Source organism: Bacillus sp. V3B (assembly GCF_024494465.1).
Classification (GTDB): Bacteria; Bacillota; Bacilli; order Bacillales; family Cytobacillaceae; genus Bacillus_BD.
Genome location: NZ_JAETXM010000007.1, coordinates 130,667 through 147,973 on the forward strand (window position 1 = coordinate 130,667; position 17,307 = coordinate 147,973).

The window sequence follows — 17,307 nt, forward strand, 5'->3', positions numbered from 1 at the left end:
TGATTTTTCTCTTTTTTTGAAGATAGGCTTATATAGCAAAGACATTTGCGGATACACACATATATTTATTACATAAATATATAGTAGCTAATAGCCCAAAATGGGAGGGTGAATTAAATATGAGAAATCCGTATTTCAATAATCAGGCAATTAGTTATTGGACACCTTTCAGACAGCAATATCAACCTATTCCTCGTCCTCGTCCACCTCGTCCACTTTATCCACTTTTTCTTCCTCAAACTCAACCCCTTGCATATCAGTGTACGGGTCTTAAGTGTAGCTGTGTAGGTGATGCAGATTGTAATGACATGTTTTTAAGTGGAAAGTGTGGAGATGTTGCACAATGTTGGGAGACTCCTGGTGGAGGAGTATATTGTGAGTGTCTACGTGTTTAATTCCATTTATTCTAATTCTAATTGAAAGGAGATACAGTTACCAAACTGGATATTAGATTTACCGAACTAGAAAGCTTTGCTCGGAGAAAATTAGGATATTATTAAAGTAGATCAAAACAAAAGGAGGGATAAACGATGATCCCATACAATCCCTATACTTATAGACAACTACCGCAATATCAATCATATCAAACTACAGGGACACAATTGGTAGCAATTCCACCTTCCATATTAGAATTAATTCCACTTCGACTTAGAAGGAGAGTACCTCCAATACCATCGGAATTAGCTCCTTATGTTACCCCACAAGTTATAGCAAGAATAATAAGTCAGGCTGAGGGTAATCCTTTGGAAGATTGTGGAGATTTTTGTATTAAAGAGTGTGGATGGGGGAATCCGATATGCTACGGTGCCTGCTATTGGCATTGTGTTATTTGGGGAGGTCCACCAACAGAAGTGACAGAACCAGAAATACTACAACCTCAACCACTACAACCATACCCTTACCAACCATTTGGCGGCCGCTATCTACGTTAACAATATTAAAATAGGACGACATTAAAAAGAAACGCCATGATAACATCTGCAATCATGACGTTTCTAATAACATCATCGTGACGCGATTTATCGACTATCTGGAAGGAGGGATAAACGATGAACTTATACTATCCCTATATCTATAGGCAGAAACAGCAATATCAACCTACTAGAACACAATTGGTAGCAATTCCACCTTCCATATTAGAATTAATTCCACCTCGACTTAGAAGGAGAGTAACTCCAATACCAATAATTATGAATCAACCGGGGAATGTTGAACCTTGTGAAGGTTTTTGTATAACGTGGTGTAGAGGGAATATGATATGCTTTCGTGAATGCTTTTGGGAGTGTGTTATGCAAGGAGGTCCAGGAGGTCCACCACCAGCAGAACCAGAAATATTACAACCACTACAACCATACCCATACCGACCATTTCACGGCCGCTATCTACGTTAACAATATAAAAAATAGAAAGAAATACTATGATGACATCTGCAATCATGGCATTTCTAATAAATCATCATGACGTAATTTATCGATTGTTTGGTGTGATGTAATTTCGTGTGATTACATCGATTCGGCTATGCCCCAAATGCAGGGATACGAGCAAACGATGAAGTTGTTCACGGGAGAAATCCTTTTTGTTCCTGTTTTTCCGGTTGATCTGCGATAACTGGTTGCTCAACGTTGTTTTTTGTTATTTGTTTCCTTTGTATACTTTAAGTGAATGTCGGAATCCCCGAATCATTTTAAACTTTTAACAGATATGGACTTGCACCTACTGTCAGTGAGGAACTTTGCTCTCTTACGGAACTACCTCTTATTGGGGTACGGCAACGATTCGTTCTTTCTGATGTCATAAGACATTATTAGGAAATTTGATGAGAAATTTAACTCCTTTTTCTAATTCGTCTATTATGTTTAGTTTTTCGATAAAATCACACAATACAATAATCAAAAAGCATACATAATTGTTGTTATGTTTGTTTTTTTGTTAAAATCCACACTTTATATGGAAGATATTTGCTTGTGACATGAAATGAATCGTTGCCGTACCCCTTATTTAGTTGCACAAAGGATCGTATGAATAATATATACAAATCTAGTTTACATAATACTAATTTTCGAAACCTCTGAAACACAAAACCCCTTGGCGCCCAAGAGGTTTTAACGCGTGTCATTTTATGGATCCTGCATGATTTTATACAATGTTGATGAATCAACGTTTTCGGCTTCTTCAGAAGCCTCACAGCTGCATAAAAAAAAGGGGGGGAGGGCGTTATGCAATTCTTCTTCAAGTGGTACAGACAACATTTTTCTTTAAATGTTGTCTGTACCACTAAGCAATTCGCCGATAGAATTGCAAGACTTAATTTTATTTATTTTACGTTTTCAAAACGATTAGCCACAAAGGCTAAAAGGTTGCCATGAAGGCAACCAAAACCTTAGGCTGCGAAATATATTCAAAGGGGGTTCTGAAATAGAACGGGGGTGATCCTCTCTTTGGATATTGTTTTACAATTTCGATTTTTATGTTTTTTACGTTGCTCCATTAAAGGGTCCTTTAATGGAATAAGAGGTTACATAAAACTCCACTTTTAATGCAGTCAACATGCGCGCTTAAGTGTGCATAAACAATAAATTTTAACAAGTTGAGATAGGGAAATTCCGTTAGTTATGAATTATGTTGACTAGAAATGTATGAAATATGGATTATTGTTCCATGTTAAAAAAATCTTATGAATACTTAATAATACATAGTTTTTTTCAACAATGGTTGGAGACTACTGAATAATTATCAAGATTCTAGATAAAAATAAACCTTTGATATAGTGATAATGATTTGAGGATTTCATATAAAAGGAATGAGAAAATGATTATTCCAGAAGAAGCTGCAAAAAAAATAGATGATGTCTATAAAACTTTAGTTTCTGCTGATCAAAAAGATCATGAAATTTGGTTTGAATATGTGTTTTTATCCTGGCAATGGTGGTTTTGTGTCATACTTTCGATCATTCCCTGGATTTTATGGTGGAAATTTAGAAAAAAGGAGTCCACGCATCGTTTATTATACGGAGCATTTTTTATCATATTCATTTCGATGTTCCTGGATTCTTTTGGAACAGAATTGGGTTATTGGGATTACCGATATGAACCACTTCCGTTCTTGCCATCTTTCGTGCCCTGGGATTTAAGTCTTCTTCCTATTACTTTTCTTGTTCTTGTGCAAATAAAACCAAATACTTCTCCTATTTTAAAAGCCATCATCTTTTCATTTTTTAGTACATTTATAGGTGAACCTTTGTTTGAATGGCTTGGATTTTATAAAACAATAAAATGGCACTTCCTTTTTTCATTACCTATATATTTTTTAATCTTTCTAGTTGGATATTTCCTTGTTTCAGGCAAGGATTTTGACGAGTTAAAACAAAAGTGAAGTATTCAATATTTTGTAGATACTATTCGATTTAATAGAAAGGTATCTTTGTTTTCAACATAAAATTTGATCATTTATCTACAGTATTATCGACAAAAGCCTGATAGAATGCACCTTTTATCTTTGTGTACATTGAATACAGTGGAAAAACATACTGTAGATAAGGGCGCTTTTATGGAATAAGGATCACAGAAATGATCAAACTTTTTATAAAGCTACATGATTCATAACCTTTCCCTTCAATTCCCCGAACGAGTTCCGAATCCTTTGTCAATAAGGAATTTGAATGTATGATTTTTAATTCTCTTTCAAATATAGAGGGCGAAAACGGGAAAGTTAATTAAATCAAACATATGAAAGTATGAAAATATTTAAAATCATACTTTCGTTTAAAAACCAGTTACACAAAGTTCCTCAAATGAACGTCTTAGAGAAAATCCTTATTTATTAAGGGTTTTATCCTTAGCGTGGGAAATGTGATAAATGGTTGGAGCTACCCCTGAGTATAAACACCAAAGAGGCTCAATGAGACTCCTTTAAAAGGGGTGGTGTACATAAAGGGCCCAATATGTAAAGTAGAGCAGTGGTGCTCACAATCTTTACTCTACTGTCTTTTTAAATTGAAGAGTCGTACATTAGTAAGATTGTTAAAATCACGACCAGAAAAGTTGCTCATCTTTCTATTTGTTAGTTCCTCCAATTTTTGGATAGAAATTTGAAATTGTTCATTATTCATTTGTTCTGTCGCAAGGAGAGAACATAAAATAGCAAATCCAATTGGTGTTGTGTCAACATTTATATCCACTTTCAAATCAACGTCTGAGTTTCCGCTGTGGCCAATAGAATTAATACTATCATTATCGTTTTTAATTATACTTTTTTCATTAGAATTTACATGTGTTCTTAATTCTGCTTCTTCCTGTATCAATATTTCTTTTCTTCTAGCCATATTCTCACCCTTTTTTAATAGGTGGGACATAAAATACCCCACCATCCCTTAAAAGTCTAAATCAATATCACTATCTTGATCTTCTTTCTAAATCAAGATCAATATCAATATCTTGATCTTGTTCATTGTCTTGATCTTGATCAGATCTTACACGTGCATTGCTTTTGCTGTTTAAACGAATATCCACACGAGAGTTACCAGAATTCATTATTCTAGCATTAGCTACGTTTTTGTTTTGATCAGTATTCCGAACCTCTGCGTCAGCATCAGACTCTACGTCAGTTCTGTTTTGAATATCAGTTTCGAAATCTGTATCAACATCAACATTTACATCTGTGTTACTGTTATTTCTTCTATTTCTAGATGATCCTCTACTCATCTTTTTCAACTCCTTTGCTTGTCATAATAATAACGTATGCAGTTCTCATACTAAGAGCTTAGACATTACACCGAAGGTATGTGCCCTTTAGGGGAGATATTTTATTTTCTTAGTGAATACGAATACACCTTTGATAAGAAGAAGGCAGCAAGTTTACATTTTCTGCTCCCTCTTATCCAATAATAATAAAGGCCGGTGATTCCTTAGCGTAGAACAACTCGGCTTTCTTCATGTAGAAATTTGCTTAAGGAGTGCTATTTTTATGTCGAAACTTGTTTTCTATTAATCTTTGAAAATGTAAGCGTTTTCTATTATAATGATAATGGGTTGGATGGCATGCGTGGCTGTCACAGTATCTGGCGTAGGTGGGGCCGATACCAGGAAGAGGGCTTAGAGGGAATGGCCTTTTTTATTTGTTAAAACTAGCTTTTTTTATGCAGTTGAGAGGTTTCTTAAGAAACCGAAAACCTTGATGTACTAACGATGTATAGAATCATGCATAAACAATAAAAAACGGAAAAGAGCCAAACCCTTGGTATACATGGATTTGGCTCTTTTATTAGCTTCCAATATTTGGCTTTATGTAAACTAGATTTGTATAGGGTATTCATTGTAGTTAGACTATTATTTTAGGGGTTAACAAAAGTTTAAATTTTGATTTAATATTTGTCCAAAGCTGGCCATAAAGATTACAACATGCTACGGCACTCATTAATGCACTCTTGCAAGTCTTTTGAAGCGTGTTGTAAACGTTCATTGTTCATCTTGGTCATAGCGTTGTTTAAGTGTCTTTGCGCACTTTCACACTCATTAATACATTCTTGAAGTTCTTGTTTGTTATCCATGATAATCCCTCCTTCCAAATATTTATTGTTACCGCTAAGGTGAGGTATTATTCTTTTAGGACTAAGGATCAATCGAAGATCCTATTAGCTGGTTTAGTGAAAGAAGCGTAAATAAAAAAGAAAACAGGTCTTATATAATGCGGACCATTATTTATTAAATAATCGTTGAAAGAATCCCTTTTTCTGTTCACTCACTGCTGTTTCTTTTATTGTCTGCTGGATCTCTACTAGATGCTGATTAATATTCTCGAATTGCTCACTAGTTTTATTTTCACGCTCAGATGACTCCAGTTGTCGTTGCTGCATGCTATCCCTTAATGAGCCAATCAGTTCTCGGTCCTGTTTTAATTCTTCAAACTTCTGCTCGTAATACAAGTTTTGCTGTTCTAATTTTTCAAGTAACAGCTTATTAAAATTCTGTTGCTCATCCAGTGCTTTTTTAATCTCGTTTATATCCTCGCTGGTCGCAAGCGTTGATACTCCTGCTTGTTCATTGCTCACTTCTTGTTTATCACCGCTAATCACTAGTGGGAATTCATTCGCTAATACGCTATGAATCTCGTGAGTGTCCATTCCATTATCATACAAGTCTTTAATACGTTTCAGAACATCTACCGCTTGTTGCTCATACTTTTTTAATCTACTACCACCCTTAACTACAAAAAACGATTCAAAACTAGCTAAATATCTCCTGCATGAACTGTTCGGAATATCTGCCTGTTCTGCAATCTCAGCAATAGTTAAATACTTGGTCATCGATAATCACCGCCTATTACATATAATTATAATTAGTTATTTATCATTATTTATTAATTAATCACTACTTGTTTTTTACTTACTATTATTATTCATTAACCATTTACCAATGATTATCCTTTATACAAATAGCGACAAAATAACATCGAATAGCAAATAACCATGATTTAATCATGATTATTCTCTCACGACGCGAATTTTTTTCATTTCTGCACCAATAACCTCATGATATTTCAAATAGACTACTAGACGCAATCTTGAAAGCGAGAGAAGCATTTCTATTTGTTTTATTAATCCTCCAACCAATCATAAAATGGTAATTTTGGTTTCCCATCTTCCTCCAATAATCTATTTAGCTCTATTAGATGCCATCTAGCTTGCTGGAGTAAAGCATCAGCCTGCTCATAAGTGATACAGATAGGCTCTTCTATGTTACCTTTCATTTCTTCCATTTTTTTTACCATGTTAATGGCCTGCTGACGGTTATCGTCATCTCTCAAATTGACGAATTTGAATATATCCTCAAAGACTACATCCAAAATAGCTCCTAGTTCCTTTATTTGCTTTTTAGTGGCGCTCTTCACTGTTTTACCATTGGACCAAATCAAATCAAAGCCAACAATTGCACGGCCTCTTTTTTCTTCTTTGTAACGAACTTCTAGTTCCGTATGCTCATTAATCTCGCTGATCGCGACATCGAGAACACCTCTTTTAAATTCTCCTGTGTTCTGTTGATAGGTCTTTTTTTCGTCCACACCAAATAAATTCATAAGCCCTTCCTTTGAAATTGGTTTGTGCCAATAGCCATAGTGAGCTTTTAAATAGTCATACAGTATCCAACTAAAACCACTTTTAAATTTTGCTGTAACAGTTAAATCAATCGAAACGTACTTTTCTTTTAACTCTAAAATGTGAGGAAGCATTTTAGGCGACCACTCAAAAGTAAATTTACCATTATCGTATTCCACACCTAAAAACACATTCCAAAACCTAAACTTTTCATTCTCTAAATCTTCCGTGCTAACCTTTACACTTGTAACTTTATCAGAATCCTTTTTAGCATCTATGGTATTGTACTTTGTTAAACCAAATTGTTTCTCAAAATCTACTTTATGAAACTCAGTTACTCCATTTTTTTGAGTGCAAAAAATAGCAAAGGCTAATAACTGCATTTGGTTTAACCTCAACCCATGATTTAGTTTCGCCATCGACAATTCATTACTTTTTTTAATGCTGTTTTCTGCATTGATATTCTTTTCTTTTAAGTTTTTCCTCATTTACAGAGTTCCTTTTCTATTATGTATTTTTCTTCCCCTTTTATATGTATTACATAACTTTTAATACTCATTATAATGTATTTTAACCATTTATTACATAATTAAAAAGAAGAGTTTTACATAATAGAAGGAAGGATTCTACATAATAGAGGGAAGCATTATACATAATAAAGACCTGAATCCCTTGGGGCTGTTGGTGTCTAGCCCTTGCTAAATATAATTAAATTAATTAAATTAAAAATAATATATATATACAGAAATTAATCATATTTTTATATTTTCTAGCATATGTTTGCTTTCTGTTTTCGAACGCATTCTGATTTTAGATGCGGCTGTGTTTCAGCTACCTGATTCCTTAGCTTAATGGGCATGGGACTGTATCACTGTTTATACTTTACTTTCGCAAAAGGGCAAATAAACTCGGTGTAATGTCCAAGCCTTTAGTATGAGAACTGAATATATTATTATCAAAGCAAGCAAAGGAGTGAAAAAGATGAGTAGAAGAAAACGTGATCGTCACGGAAATCAAGATTTTTTCAGAGGGTCAGCCAAAAGGAGAAGAAATGACAGCAATACAGATGTAGATATTGATGTTGATAGCGAGTTCGAAACTGATATTCAAAATAGAACAGATGTAGATTCTGATGCTGACGCGGAGGTGCGGAATACTGATAAAAACACAAACGTAGCCCGTGCTAGACTCATGAATTCTGGTAACTCTCGTGTAGATATAAAATTAAACAGCAGAAGCAACTCACGTGTGAGATCCGACCAAGATCAGGACAATGAACAAGATCAAGATACTGATGTTGAAGTAGACTTTTAAGGGGTGGTGGGGGATTTTTATCCCACCTATTTAAAAATAAGGTGATAATATGGAAAGAAGAAAAAGAATATTTATGAATGAAGAATCAGAATTAAAAACAAATGTAAGTTCCAACGAAAAAAGTATCATTGACAATGATAACGAAAGTATAAATTCAATTGGCCATAGTGGAAACTCCGATGTTGATTTAAAGGTTGATGTAAATATTGACACAACAGCCATTGGATTCGCCATTTTATGTTCCCTCTTTGCGACGAGACAAATGGATAATGAGGAATTCCAAATAGCCGTTCAAAAATTAGAAGGTCTAACAAATAAAAAGATGAGTACCTTTACGGGACGAGATGTAAACAGTCCTAATAATATACGACTGTTTAATCCGAAAAAACGGTAGAGTAGAAATTGCAAGCATAGCTGCTCTACTTTACATATTGGGCCCTTTATGTACACCACCCCTATCCAAAGAGGCTCTAATCAGTCTCTTTGATTTTATATTTAAGATAAATCAATAATATAAAAAGAAGTCTCTTATATAACGCCAATGAGGTGAAGTACTAAATTAAAATGCGCTTTTTCTTGTCAAAACAGTAACCTACTTCAATCTAGTTGTTTTATGACATTTTCAAAACTTAGCAAAAGAGAATATGTCATTAGATAACGCTGCAAATCTTGTTGTAGATAGGTTTGATAAAGGTGCGTTCGAGGTAAGCACGGTATTCGTTCTAGCTGAAGTTGAAAGCGAACAGCTTGATTTAAAGCGTTCTAATGATGAGTATATAAAAGAATCACTTATTCGCTTATAAGCGCTTCTTTGCCCTTATAAGTGTACTTTTGCTTATTCCCGTCCGTTCCTCTACTTGTTTGTAAGATTGTATTTCTAGCAATTTTAAAGCATGTTCAATTTGCTTTTTTCCGTACTTTTTGGGTCTGCCCTCTCTAAAATCTGGCTTTTGCTTTGCTATTGCTTTGCCTTCTTGAGTACGTTCCACAATCATATCCCTTTCAAATTCTGCAAAAGATAACATCACATTTAATATAAGTCGCCCTGTTGATGTATCCTCGACTAATCCCATATTTAAAACATGAACCTTTACCCCATGTTCAAACAATGACTTTATGGTATTAATTCCGTCTGCAGTTGTCCTGGCAAAACGGTCTAGTTTGGTAACAACCAAGGTGTCTCCCTCTTTTAATTCCTCCAATACCTTATTGAAGTTCGGGCGATCTGTTTTCGTTCCAGTAAACTTATCCTCATAAATTTTGTCGCAGCCTTCCTTTTCCAATGCTTGAAGCTGAGCTTCTAAATCTTGGTGTAGAGTAGATACCCGGGCATATCCATATTTCATAGTAAATTCTCCTTTTATTTATGGAACTAAGTTATGACACTAGCCTATGCCTTGATATTACTACATCGTTGTTACGGTGTCAAAACCTTTTAAGTTATGATACTTTTAATTCGAGATAACTATTTGTAAAATATGTCACACCTCTAACTTTCATCATAAATTCGCGTTTAATAGTCACTAAACGTTCATACACTTTGCAATTGATTTCATTTATAATCAAATTAATCTTTTTTTTAAATTTAGGTTTGGGTGTTGGTGTACTATGCCAGCACCTTTTTTGTGTCTTCCGAATAACTGAAGTTTTATGTATCTGTTTATCTATTTTGTTACATTGGTTAATGTCAAAATAAGTCCATTTTTTTAAAATCAATTTTGACATTCATTTTGACACTGGAAACAAAATAAATGCCTTTAAGTAAGCATCTTTTTTCACTGTTTTTAGTGACTGCTAATCATGATAATGAGATGAGAGCTATACGAGGAAACGCAGAATAGTGAACACCGAATAGTCCAGGGGAATAGCAAAAATAGTTAGGAAGAGCATAAGGAAAACGTGCTTACACCTACGCTACAAGACTAGGCAAGGCCTAGTTGTTTCATGCTTGCAAGTTTTTTGATGAGTGTCTAATTACTAGACACCTAAAATCATATTTTGCCTAAAAATCCGTTAGGTACAAACGACTTTGCTTTAGCAAATCAACCCATTTAGGGTTCGGAATTACATCGATTTTTAATCTATGTATAATTGCGCTATGTTAAAAACATAGATGCACTATGTTAAAAACATAGATGCAAAGTTTGGTACAAATGTGTACCAATGATATAAAAAGCGTGGAACAGTTTTGTACCAAACGGCTAAAAAACTGGTACAAAAATGTTCCAAAATATAAATTTCTTGATATCACGCTAACACTAGGCCCTGCCTAGTCTAGCACTGAAAGTGATAGCACGTTTTCCTTATGCTCTTCCTAACTCTTTTGAAAAAACGTTGGATTCCTTTTCTAGAAAAAACGGATCTTTCGAAGAGCATTTTAGAAAAAGAAAAAGCATTACTCTTATTCCAGTAATGCGCCCTTTACTTGAATAAGATTTAATGTTTCTTCACACACTCTTTATTGATTTGTTCAAGTGTTACATATTTACCTGGCGCTTTCCGTTTATTTATTACTTTCCAATTTTTTTCTTCTCTTTTTATCTCTAATAATACGTTTGTTCCATCTAATTCTTTATAAAATAAGTAACCAGATGAAGAGTTATCTAAATTCTTATCTATAATAATTAATTTTCTATCCCCTATGGACGAACCATAAAATAGAGCCATTAGAGACTCTAAATGCTCATTTCTTTTTCTTAAATCTAACATCATTTCACTTATGTCGTCGTAAGAATATTCATTGCTTTTCTTTTCGATTTGCTTTAACAAAGGGAAACTATTTTTAATATCTTTTTGTATTTCATTGTTAAGTTGTGTCAAACAATCTTCAAATGTCATTGGAGATGCTAAAACAGTTTGTTGAGAAGTTATCATGAACAAAAGAATGAACGATACCAATATTTTATACAAATGAATAAACCTCCACTTCTAACCCAATTTTATTAATATACTTCCAACCTCTCTCATTTCTATTCTTTCTTAACAATCTGTCCCGATTGAGGAGCAAAACAGCATCCTCCGACTAATCTCTTAATACAATACTAGTTTTATATAGACCATTATACAACAATTGTTGTATAATAAACTTAACAAAACATTTGTTGTATTAGGGGTGTATATAGATGAGAACGTACAATGTGGATGAAGCTTTTGAAATATTAAAAGAAAATAAGATCACAACGCATAAAGAAAGTATCAGAAGATGGTTGCGAACAGGTGTGATGAAAGGGATTGCCCCTACTTCTCGTAAAGAAGGGTGGCAGATCCCCGAAAGAGAATTGAGAGCGTTTATCCAACAGCGATTGCCTGAATCCTATACAACAATGATTGCAAAAGGAATAAACGATGATCATACAACAATCGTTGTAACTGATGAAGTGAAGGATCAGATACGTGCGGAAATGTGGAGAGAATTAGCTAGAAAGAACCTATTTGAAGGTTTTATAGAAATAAAGAAGTCGTTGGTTCGAGAGTGTATTCAGCATAAAAAGTATTCAAAAGAATTAGAAAAAGAAGTGTGGCAGCGATGTATCTCGAACAGTCAAGAATATAGTAAGCCACGAATACCCTACTTACTAGAAGCGTTTAAATTTGAAGGGCAGCGATTGTTGCTGGATAAGAATTTTGAAGCATTGGAAGAACAGATCATGTTTTCAATGATTGAGTATGTACGGAAAAACAGAGGAATTTAACACAATGAATGATGTGATAAATTAACTGTTTTAGGTGTCCGATTGGATGCCTTTTTTATTTGTTTATCCATTCTAAATTCTGCTCTTTTTAATAATTTCGATCTGCTTGCAATCGAAACAGCATTTTTTCTATCAGTTTTTACAGCCATCAAGTGAAAATAAAGTGAGTGTAGTATCTTTGCTACCAGATCAGCAATATTCAATAGTTTTAAGATGTATTTAATAAAAAGGTAACCTTACTCTTAGTAGCAAAGTTACATTATGCTCATAAATTGTCCTCTACGCGTTTTTAAGGTTGCCCCTTACTTTTTATAAACAAAATCAAAATGAGTCGTTTAAAAAGAAAATATGAAGCTCTCAGGAGTATATCGAGACTCAAAGGGCAAAAACATTCTGTTGTGGTAATATCTTTTTTTCTAGTAACCTTTTTTGATTTAAGAGAATTTTAACAAACGAGTGCAAGTATCAAAAACTACCATTAGTGGAAGATCCCTTTTATATCAACGTTTATATCCTTAACGTACAATTTTGCAGAAATGCTGCCTGTACCCCCAAAAGTTTTTCGGTAAAAAAGGTAAAACATGTAGCTTTTTTACGTTCAAATAATATGTGTTATTAGTACAATGAATAAATTACAAAACATATCATTATTTTAAATATGCAACTAGGATAAGCCTATAAAGTTCCTATTTGAGCTTATTTTATATTTGGCTATAATTAGCTATTATTTTAAAATTCAAACGCTAAATATAGCAATCTGATGATCCTCATAGGTATTTAAACGGAACTATAACAAGCTAATGGGTAGATTGCTCTTATTTACCACGTATAAGTAAATCTATGCGCTTATATGTTGTGAGCTAGTTTTTAATCTCGTAACTCCTGAAGCATCCGTTCAATTTCTGCTTTTTGATCTGAAACGTTCTCTACGTGTGCAACTGGTGTTGTTTGTTTTGTTTCGTCAAACCAATCAGGAATAATTTCTTTTTTTGCTGATCCATTAGGTGCCTTATCTGTTGCTGGATGTACATATCCTTTTTTAAGATTCCCTTTGATAGCTGCTTTAAAATAACTTATATCGTCAATTTCAAAATCTACTAAATTTAACGTATCTACAAAAATAGAGTGCGTGAATGTTGGTCTTGTTTTCACGATATTTAATAATTTTATAATCTTTGCGTGTGTGTGTGGATCTATGTCTGATCTTTTTTCCAGTAAAGTGATAATTTCGGCTTCTTCGTTACACACACTTTTTGTAGGACTTTCTGAAACACTTTCTGTAATACCTTCTGTTATTGCTCTGCCATCATGGCAGATCGAACTTTCACCATGAAAGTTCGATCTTTCACCATGAAAGTTCGATCTTTCACCATGAAAGTTCGATTGTGGTGCGGGTTTATCCTCGCTTTTTATATGAACAACCTTAAAACCATCCAAGTGATAGCCCAATTTGTTAAGGTCTTCATTTATTTTTTCGAGGTTCAAACGATACCATGTAGATTTATCATATTTAAACTTTGGATCAGGGTTTTTCCCTAATTCAATCCACCCTTGTTCTTTAAATTCTTTATTCATTCTGCTGATAGATGATGGTGAACAAAATCCCATTAATTCGATAGTGTGATCCTCAGCCGTTTTATAAAACCATCCATTTCGATAGGCAGTTTTCATTTTCTCAATTGACTTTGGGCTAACATTATGCACAATTGCCTTTTCGATTTTTTGCTTTTGCTTTTTATCGGTTTTTAATTGAATTCCCTGCCAAAAAATTAAATTGTTAAGAAAGGCTGCTCTCATATGGATTCCATTTTTATTACCGTAGTAAGTCTCGATCAATGCCATTAACTCTTCTTTTATGACAATCCTTTGTAATTCTTCTACATTAGTATTTTGGTTATTAGTCATTTTTCATCGTCTCCCTTTTTCGGAAAACAAAAAGAACGCTGCCCATCGTAAAAAATCTACGACAAACAACGCTCTACAAAATTAGACAGTAGATCCCTCTTGAAAAAAACTACATTATCACTTAAAATAAATGCATAATATAGCAGATAAGGGTCTTGAGCAGGTGTTTGTCGTGGTGTAGTCACGACTGACGTTATAAGAGGATTGCCGTCCTACTTATAAACGCTTTAAGGCTCTTTTGCTTTTATCCGATCATTTAATTGTTGGATTAATTGTAAACTTTTAACTCTAGCAATTCAATACTACATTAAAAATAGGACGGTGAGATCCAGTCCCTTTTTATGATATAATTGACTTGTCGGTATTCCAATGAAGAGCCACTTCGTTTCCAGCGTTGTGGTTTTTTTCATTTGTACCATAAAAAATAGTTTTGATCTGCATGCCCGGCCTTTCTTGGGATTCAACCGAGATACATGTAATTTTGGGTCGTAGCATGTATTTTATTTCCAAATATACAAAAGACAGCCTACAATATTGACCAAAACCACACCTTTTGGAACTATAAAAGGAAGAGGGATAAGTAAATTAATGTTGCTCCGATTGCTAAAAACGCTCCGTTTTTTATCGCTTTATATCTTTCATAATTTCTTTTTATATGAAAATTTAATTCTCTATTTTCTTTTGCAAGCTTCAATTCTTCTTTGGTTTTATATTTTCTCAAATCTTCAATGTTTGCTCCAAACCAGACTAAGCCTTTATTTCTTTTGGTCCTGCCGACTTTCCCGAAAAAAGTGAAAGGAGAAACACATTTGCTTCTCCTTCCAGATTAACCTCATTTAGTTTTTAAACGATTTAACCATCGCCATAGCTTTAGCAATGTCATCTTCTTTTAGTGATTTTTTGTCGCTACCATATCCAAAAAGAATGATGATAATGACAATCAAGAAATCCAAATCAATATTGACATTAACTTCTTGCTTTGCATCATTGTTAACCTCGTTATTGACTGTATCAGTATCAGTGACTGTTTGAGCTTGTGCTTGTGCCTGAGCCTGTTGTTGTTCCTGTTGTTGTTCCTGTTCTTGTAGAAAAAGCAAAAGGTCTTCTGCATCTTTTTTTGCCTTTTTCCATTTTTTATCCTTTTTATCATGACAAAGATTACACATGTGGTTCCCTCCTTTCTGTAAAAACTACTATATGATATGCTTGGTCACTGATATCGAGAGGATGCTTGTCCTATTCAGATAGCCTTTTTAAAAATTTATTTTTAAAAAGGCATTACTGAATCAATATGAAACGCAATAGACCTTTACGGGGTGATCCTGGCTGCACTTGCTCGAGCCATAGCAGGAGTTTTTTGGTTAGAAGCCATTTCTTCCAAAGCATCAACGGCAATCGTCATAGATTGTCTTTTATATGACTATATGCTGTGAGTTTTCAATCTCGTAACTGCTGAAGCATCCGTTCAATTTCTTGTTTCTTTTGTTCAGGATCTGTTGGAGTAGATAAGGACGGTTCATCTTGAACATCTCTTTTTTCATTCTCTTTAAACCAGTTAGGGAGCTTCTCTTTTCTTGTAACCTTCTTATCTCGAAATTTATTAGACTTATTTTTTTTACCTACTGCCGTTGTTTTACTATCTAGGATATATTTTAGTTTTCTCACAGCCGACAGATAAGGCAAGTTACAAACACCATCTACAAAGTCCTGCAAAGACAGACCAATAGCTTCAATCACATCATCATTCGTATATCCTGTTACTCCTTCTTCAGTCAAACGCTTTTCAAAAGTTTTTGCGTCTTCTAAGGATATGTCTTTAGAAAGCAAGAAAGAAATTAATTCGGAATGAAGTAAAACCTCTTCTTCTTCTTCTTTATTTAATAAAAATTTTTTATTTAAGGGAGAGAGTCACATACCCATCAAGTTAAGAAAACAGATCAACCCCAAAAACGATAGAATAGGATTTTTTTGTTACAAAGAAATTCCCAAATATCGTTCTTGGGGAGAAGTATAAACTCTTAGCTTGATGGGCATGTGACTCTACCCCTGTTATGACTAGATGACATATTCATCACACCTTTTCTTATCCTTAGTTCCTTTTATACATAGCTCTATATTGATTAGTGAATTAATTAAAAAATATATGGTTCGGGCACTAATCCCAATCGAGGGAAATATTTAATTTTATGATGATATCTAACAGTTTTAGGTCTTGATTCATTCGTTATGTATTTTTGAGTGTCTATAAAACGAACGTTTTATAGATGTCTAGAAGTTGTAAGTTTTGGACAGTCGAAAAACGCACATTATCTCGGGAGGTTTATCCCTCACAACATGTATAAAAGTTGGTCTAAAGTTGATGTCCAATAAGTTATATATATTTTAGACAGTAGCATTTATTGAATATGCGAATTTGTTTATTTTCACACATTCGAAAAAAGTGGCTTAAGCTACTTAATATGAGCTTAAGGCCATTAACATAATTGACCTTATAACAAGAAAACCTCCGAAAGGTTTAATCTTCAGCAGCCTTTGCTTTTTAACTAACAACATTTAGTTCAAAAAGGAAGTTATCTTACATGTGTTCCTTTTTTATTGAGAATCCATACCTGAACTAAAAGAAATGAATATAAAAGTATAAGAGAGATACAAATCAAATACAGAGGCTTTGGGGGCATCATTATCCAAAAAGGAGGAATTAATAGCAAGTTATGACTAAGAAATCAATCCATTATCGTAGTATGTACCAGCAACAAAATAAGACAAGACTGTATAATAAAAATATTTGTTTATCACCAATTCCACCAAGGGGTTGTCCAAATATTTATCCAGCGAGGGAAAAACCAAAACCGATTAACATTTTAGAGGTGAAAACTTTTCAATATACTACAATCTCAGACGGTATAAAAAGGATTTATACCAATCAAGATGGAGTGTCAAAATACGGAAGCTCTGGGATTCTCAATCCAAACAGCGTATCTTATGTAAACTTATTTATAAATGGAATATTACAGCCAAATATAAATTACATCGTAGAACAGGGAAAACTTACATTCACTTCTAACGACTTACCCCTATCAGGATCCCCTATTATTCTTCAATTTGTAATAATTTATGGGGGCTAAAGAAAAAATTCACTATATATCGTTTTCTCATTGATTCCTCATCCAGTGACCAAAATTTCGACAATCAACATATTGAGGTTCCAATAACATATACAAAAAGACCCTTTTAAAAGCGAAAGGATCTTTTTCGTATTCTAAGCAGTTTTAATCCCAATATTGACTTGTTGATATTATATTCTAG

At 33.8% G+C, this 17,307-nt stretch carries 19 protein-coding genes; 8 read left to right on the forward strand and 11 right to left on the reverse strand.

Annotation, left to right across the window (positions count from 1 at the left end):
• Positions 1-119: 119 nt before the first annotated feature.
• From JMM81_RS10770 to JMM81_RS10780, 3 genes are all read left to right on the forward strand, one after another.
• Positions 120-395 (forward strand): hypothetical protein, encoded by a 276-nt coding sequence (locus JMM81_RS10770; protein ID WP_256241579.1) that lies wholly within the window; start codon positions 120-122, stop codon positions 393-395.
• Positions 396-530: 135 nt separating this feature from the next.
• A complete protein-coding gene (locus tag JMM81_RS10775; protein ID WP_256241580.1) occupies positions 531-932 on the forward strand; it encodes a hypothetical protein in 402 nt (133 codons plus the stop codon).
• A gap of 1,876 nt (positions 933-2,808) precedes the next feature.
• Positions 2,809-3,372 (forward strand): CBO0543 family protein, encoded by a 564-nt coding sequence (locus JMM81_RS10780; protein ID WP_256241581.1) that lies wholly within the window; start codon positions 2,809-2,811, stop codon positions 3,370-3,372.
• A gap of 604 nt (positions 3,373-3,976) precedes the next feature.
• Here the strand turns inward: JMM81_RS10780 and JMM81_RS10785 are convergent.
• The 5 genes from JMM81_RS10785 to JMM81_RS10805 all read right to left on the reverse strand — a co-directional run bounded on the left by JMM81_RS10785 (position 3,977) and on the right by JMM81_RS10805 (position 7,578).
• The gene (locus JMM81_RS10785) at positions 3,977-4,321 is read right to left on the reverse strand and encodes a hypothetical protein (RefSeq protein WP_256241582.1); all 345 of its coding nucleotides are present in this window, start codon (positions 4,319-4,321) and stop codon (positions 3,977-3,979) included.
• Positions 4,322-4,391: 70 nt separating this feature from the next.
• Positions 4,392-4,700 (reverse strand): hypothetical protein, encoded by a 309-nt coding sequence (locus JMM81_RS10790; protein WP_256241583.1) that lies wholly within the window; start codon positions 4,698-4,700, stop codon positions 4,392-4,394.
• Positions 4,701-5,389: 689 nt separating this feature from the next.
• The gene (locus tag JMM81_RS10795) at positions 5,390-5,545 is read right to left on the reverse strand and encodes a hypothetical protein (RefSeq protein WP_256241584.1); all 156 of its coding nucleotides are present in this window, start codon (positions 5,543-5,545) and stop codon (positions 5,390-5,392) included.
• A gap of 147 nt (positions 5,546-5,692) precedes the next feature.
• Positions 5,693-6,301 carry a MerR family transcriptional regulator gene (locus JMM81_RS10800; protein WP_256241585.1) on the reverse strand — a complete coding sequence of 203 codons (609 nt, stop codon included), beginning with the start codon at positions 6,299-6,301 and terminating at the stop codon, positions 5,693-5,695.
• Positions 6,302-6,591: 290 nt separating this feature from the next.
• On the reverse strand, positions 6,592-7,578 hold the full coding sequence (locus JMM81_RS10805) for a replication initiation protein (RefSeq protein ID WP_256241586.1): 987 nt from the start codon (positions 7,576-7,578) through the stop codon (positions 6,592-6,594).
• Between the two features lie 493 nt (positions 7,579-8,071).
• Here JMM81_RS10805 and JMM81_RS10810 point away from each other — a divergent pair, with 493 nt between their 5' ends.
• The 3 genes from JMM81_RS10810 (at position 8,072) to JMM81_RS10820 (ending at position 9,207) form a co-directional block, all read left to right on the forward strand.
• The gene (locus JMM81_RS10810; RefSeq protein WP_256241587.1) at positions 8,072-8,404 is read left to right on the forward strand and encodes a hypothetical protein; all 333 of its coding nucleotides are present in this window, start codon (positions 8,072-8,074) and stop codon (positions 8,402-8,404) included.
• A 49-nt stretch (positions 8,405-8,453) separates the two neighbouring features.
• The gene (locus JMM81_RS10815) at positions 8,454-8,798 is read left to right on the forward strand and encodes a hypothetical protein (RefSeq protein ID WP_256241588.1); all 345 of its coding nucleotides are present in this window, start codon (positions 8,454-8,456) and stop codon (positions 8,796-8,798) included.
• A gap of 250 nt (positions 8,799-9,048) precedes the next feature.
• The gene (locus JMM81_RS10820; RefSeq protein WP_256241589.1) at positions 9,049-9,207 is read left to right on the forward strand and encodes a hypothetical protein; all 159 of its coding nucleotides are present in this window, start codon (positions 9,049-9,051) and stop codon (positions 9,205-9,207) included.
• Here the strand turns inward: JMM81_RS10820 and JMM81_RS10825 are convergent.
• Together JMM81_RS10825 and JMM81_RS10830 are read right to left on the reverse strand one after the other, a co-directional pair.
• Positions 9,202-9,750 carry a recombinase family protein gene (locus JMM81_RS10825; protein WP_256241590.1) on the reverse strand — a complete coding sequence of 183 codons (549 nt, stop codon included), beginning with the start codon at positions 9,748-9,750 and terminating at the stop codon, positions 9,202-9,204. The genes JMM81_RS10820 and JMM81_RS10825 overlap by 6 nt on opposite strands.
• 1,090 nt (positions 9,751-10,840) lie before the next feature.
• Positions 10,841-11,314, reverse strand: a complete 474-nt coding sequence (locus tag JMM81_RS10830) for a hypothetical protein (RefSeq protein ID WP_256241591.1) — start codon at positions 11,312-11,314, stop codon at positions 10,841-10,843.
• A gap of 212 nt (positions 11,315-11,526) precedes the next feature.
• Between JMM81_RS10830 and JMM81_RS10835 the strand changes: the two genes are divergently transcribed.
• Complete coding sequence (locus tag JMM81_RS10835) at positions 11,527-12,096, forward strand: hypothetical protein (RefSeq protein ID WP_256241592.1); 570 nt, start codon at positions 11,527-11,529, stop codon at positions 12,094-12,096.
• Between the two features lie 867 nt (positions 12,097-12,963).
• Here JMM81_RS10835 and JMM81_RS10840 read toward each other — a convergent pair.
• The 4 genes from JMM81_RS10840 to JMM81_RS10855 all read right to left on the reverse strand — a co-directional run bounded on the left by JMM81_RS10840 (position 12,964) and on the right by JMM81_RS10855 (position 15,777).
• On the reverse strand, positions 12,964-14,001 hold the full coding sequence (locus tag JMM81_RS10840; RefSeq protein WP_256241593.1) for a hypothetical protein: 1,038 nt from the start codon (positions 13,999-14,001) through the stop codon (positions 12,964-12,966).
• A gap of 559 nt (positions 14,002-14,560) precedes the next feature.
• Positions 14,561-14,722, reverse strand: a complete 162-nt coding sequence (locus JMM81_RS10845; protein ID WP_256241594.1) for a hypothetical protein — start codon at positions 14,720-14,722, stop codon at positions 14,561-14,563.
• A 115-nt stretch (positions 14,723-14,837) separates the two neighbouring features.
• Positions 14,838-15,167, reverse strand: a complete 330-nt coding sequence (locus tag JMM81_RS10850; protein WP_256241595.1) for a hypothetical protein — start codon at positions 15,165-15,167, stop codon at positions 14,838-14,840.
• Positions 15,168-15,438: 271 nt separating this feature from the next.
• On the reverse strand, positions 15,439-15,777 hold the full coding sequence (locus JMM81_RS10855) for a hypothetical protein (protein ID WP_256241596.1): 339 nt from the start codon (positions 15,775-15,777) through the stop codon (positions 15,439-15,441).
• A gap of 965 nt (positions 15,778-16,742) precedes the next feature.
• Between JMM81_RS10855 and JMM81_RS10860 the strand changes: the two genes are divergently transcribed.
• Entirely contained in the window at positions 16,743-17,126 is a 384-nt protein-coding gene (locus JMM81_RS10860) for a DUF4183 domain-containing protein (RefSeq protein ID WP_256241609.1), read from the forward strand.
• The last annotated feature ends 181 nt before the right edge of the window (positions 17,127-17,307 follow it).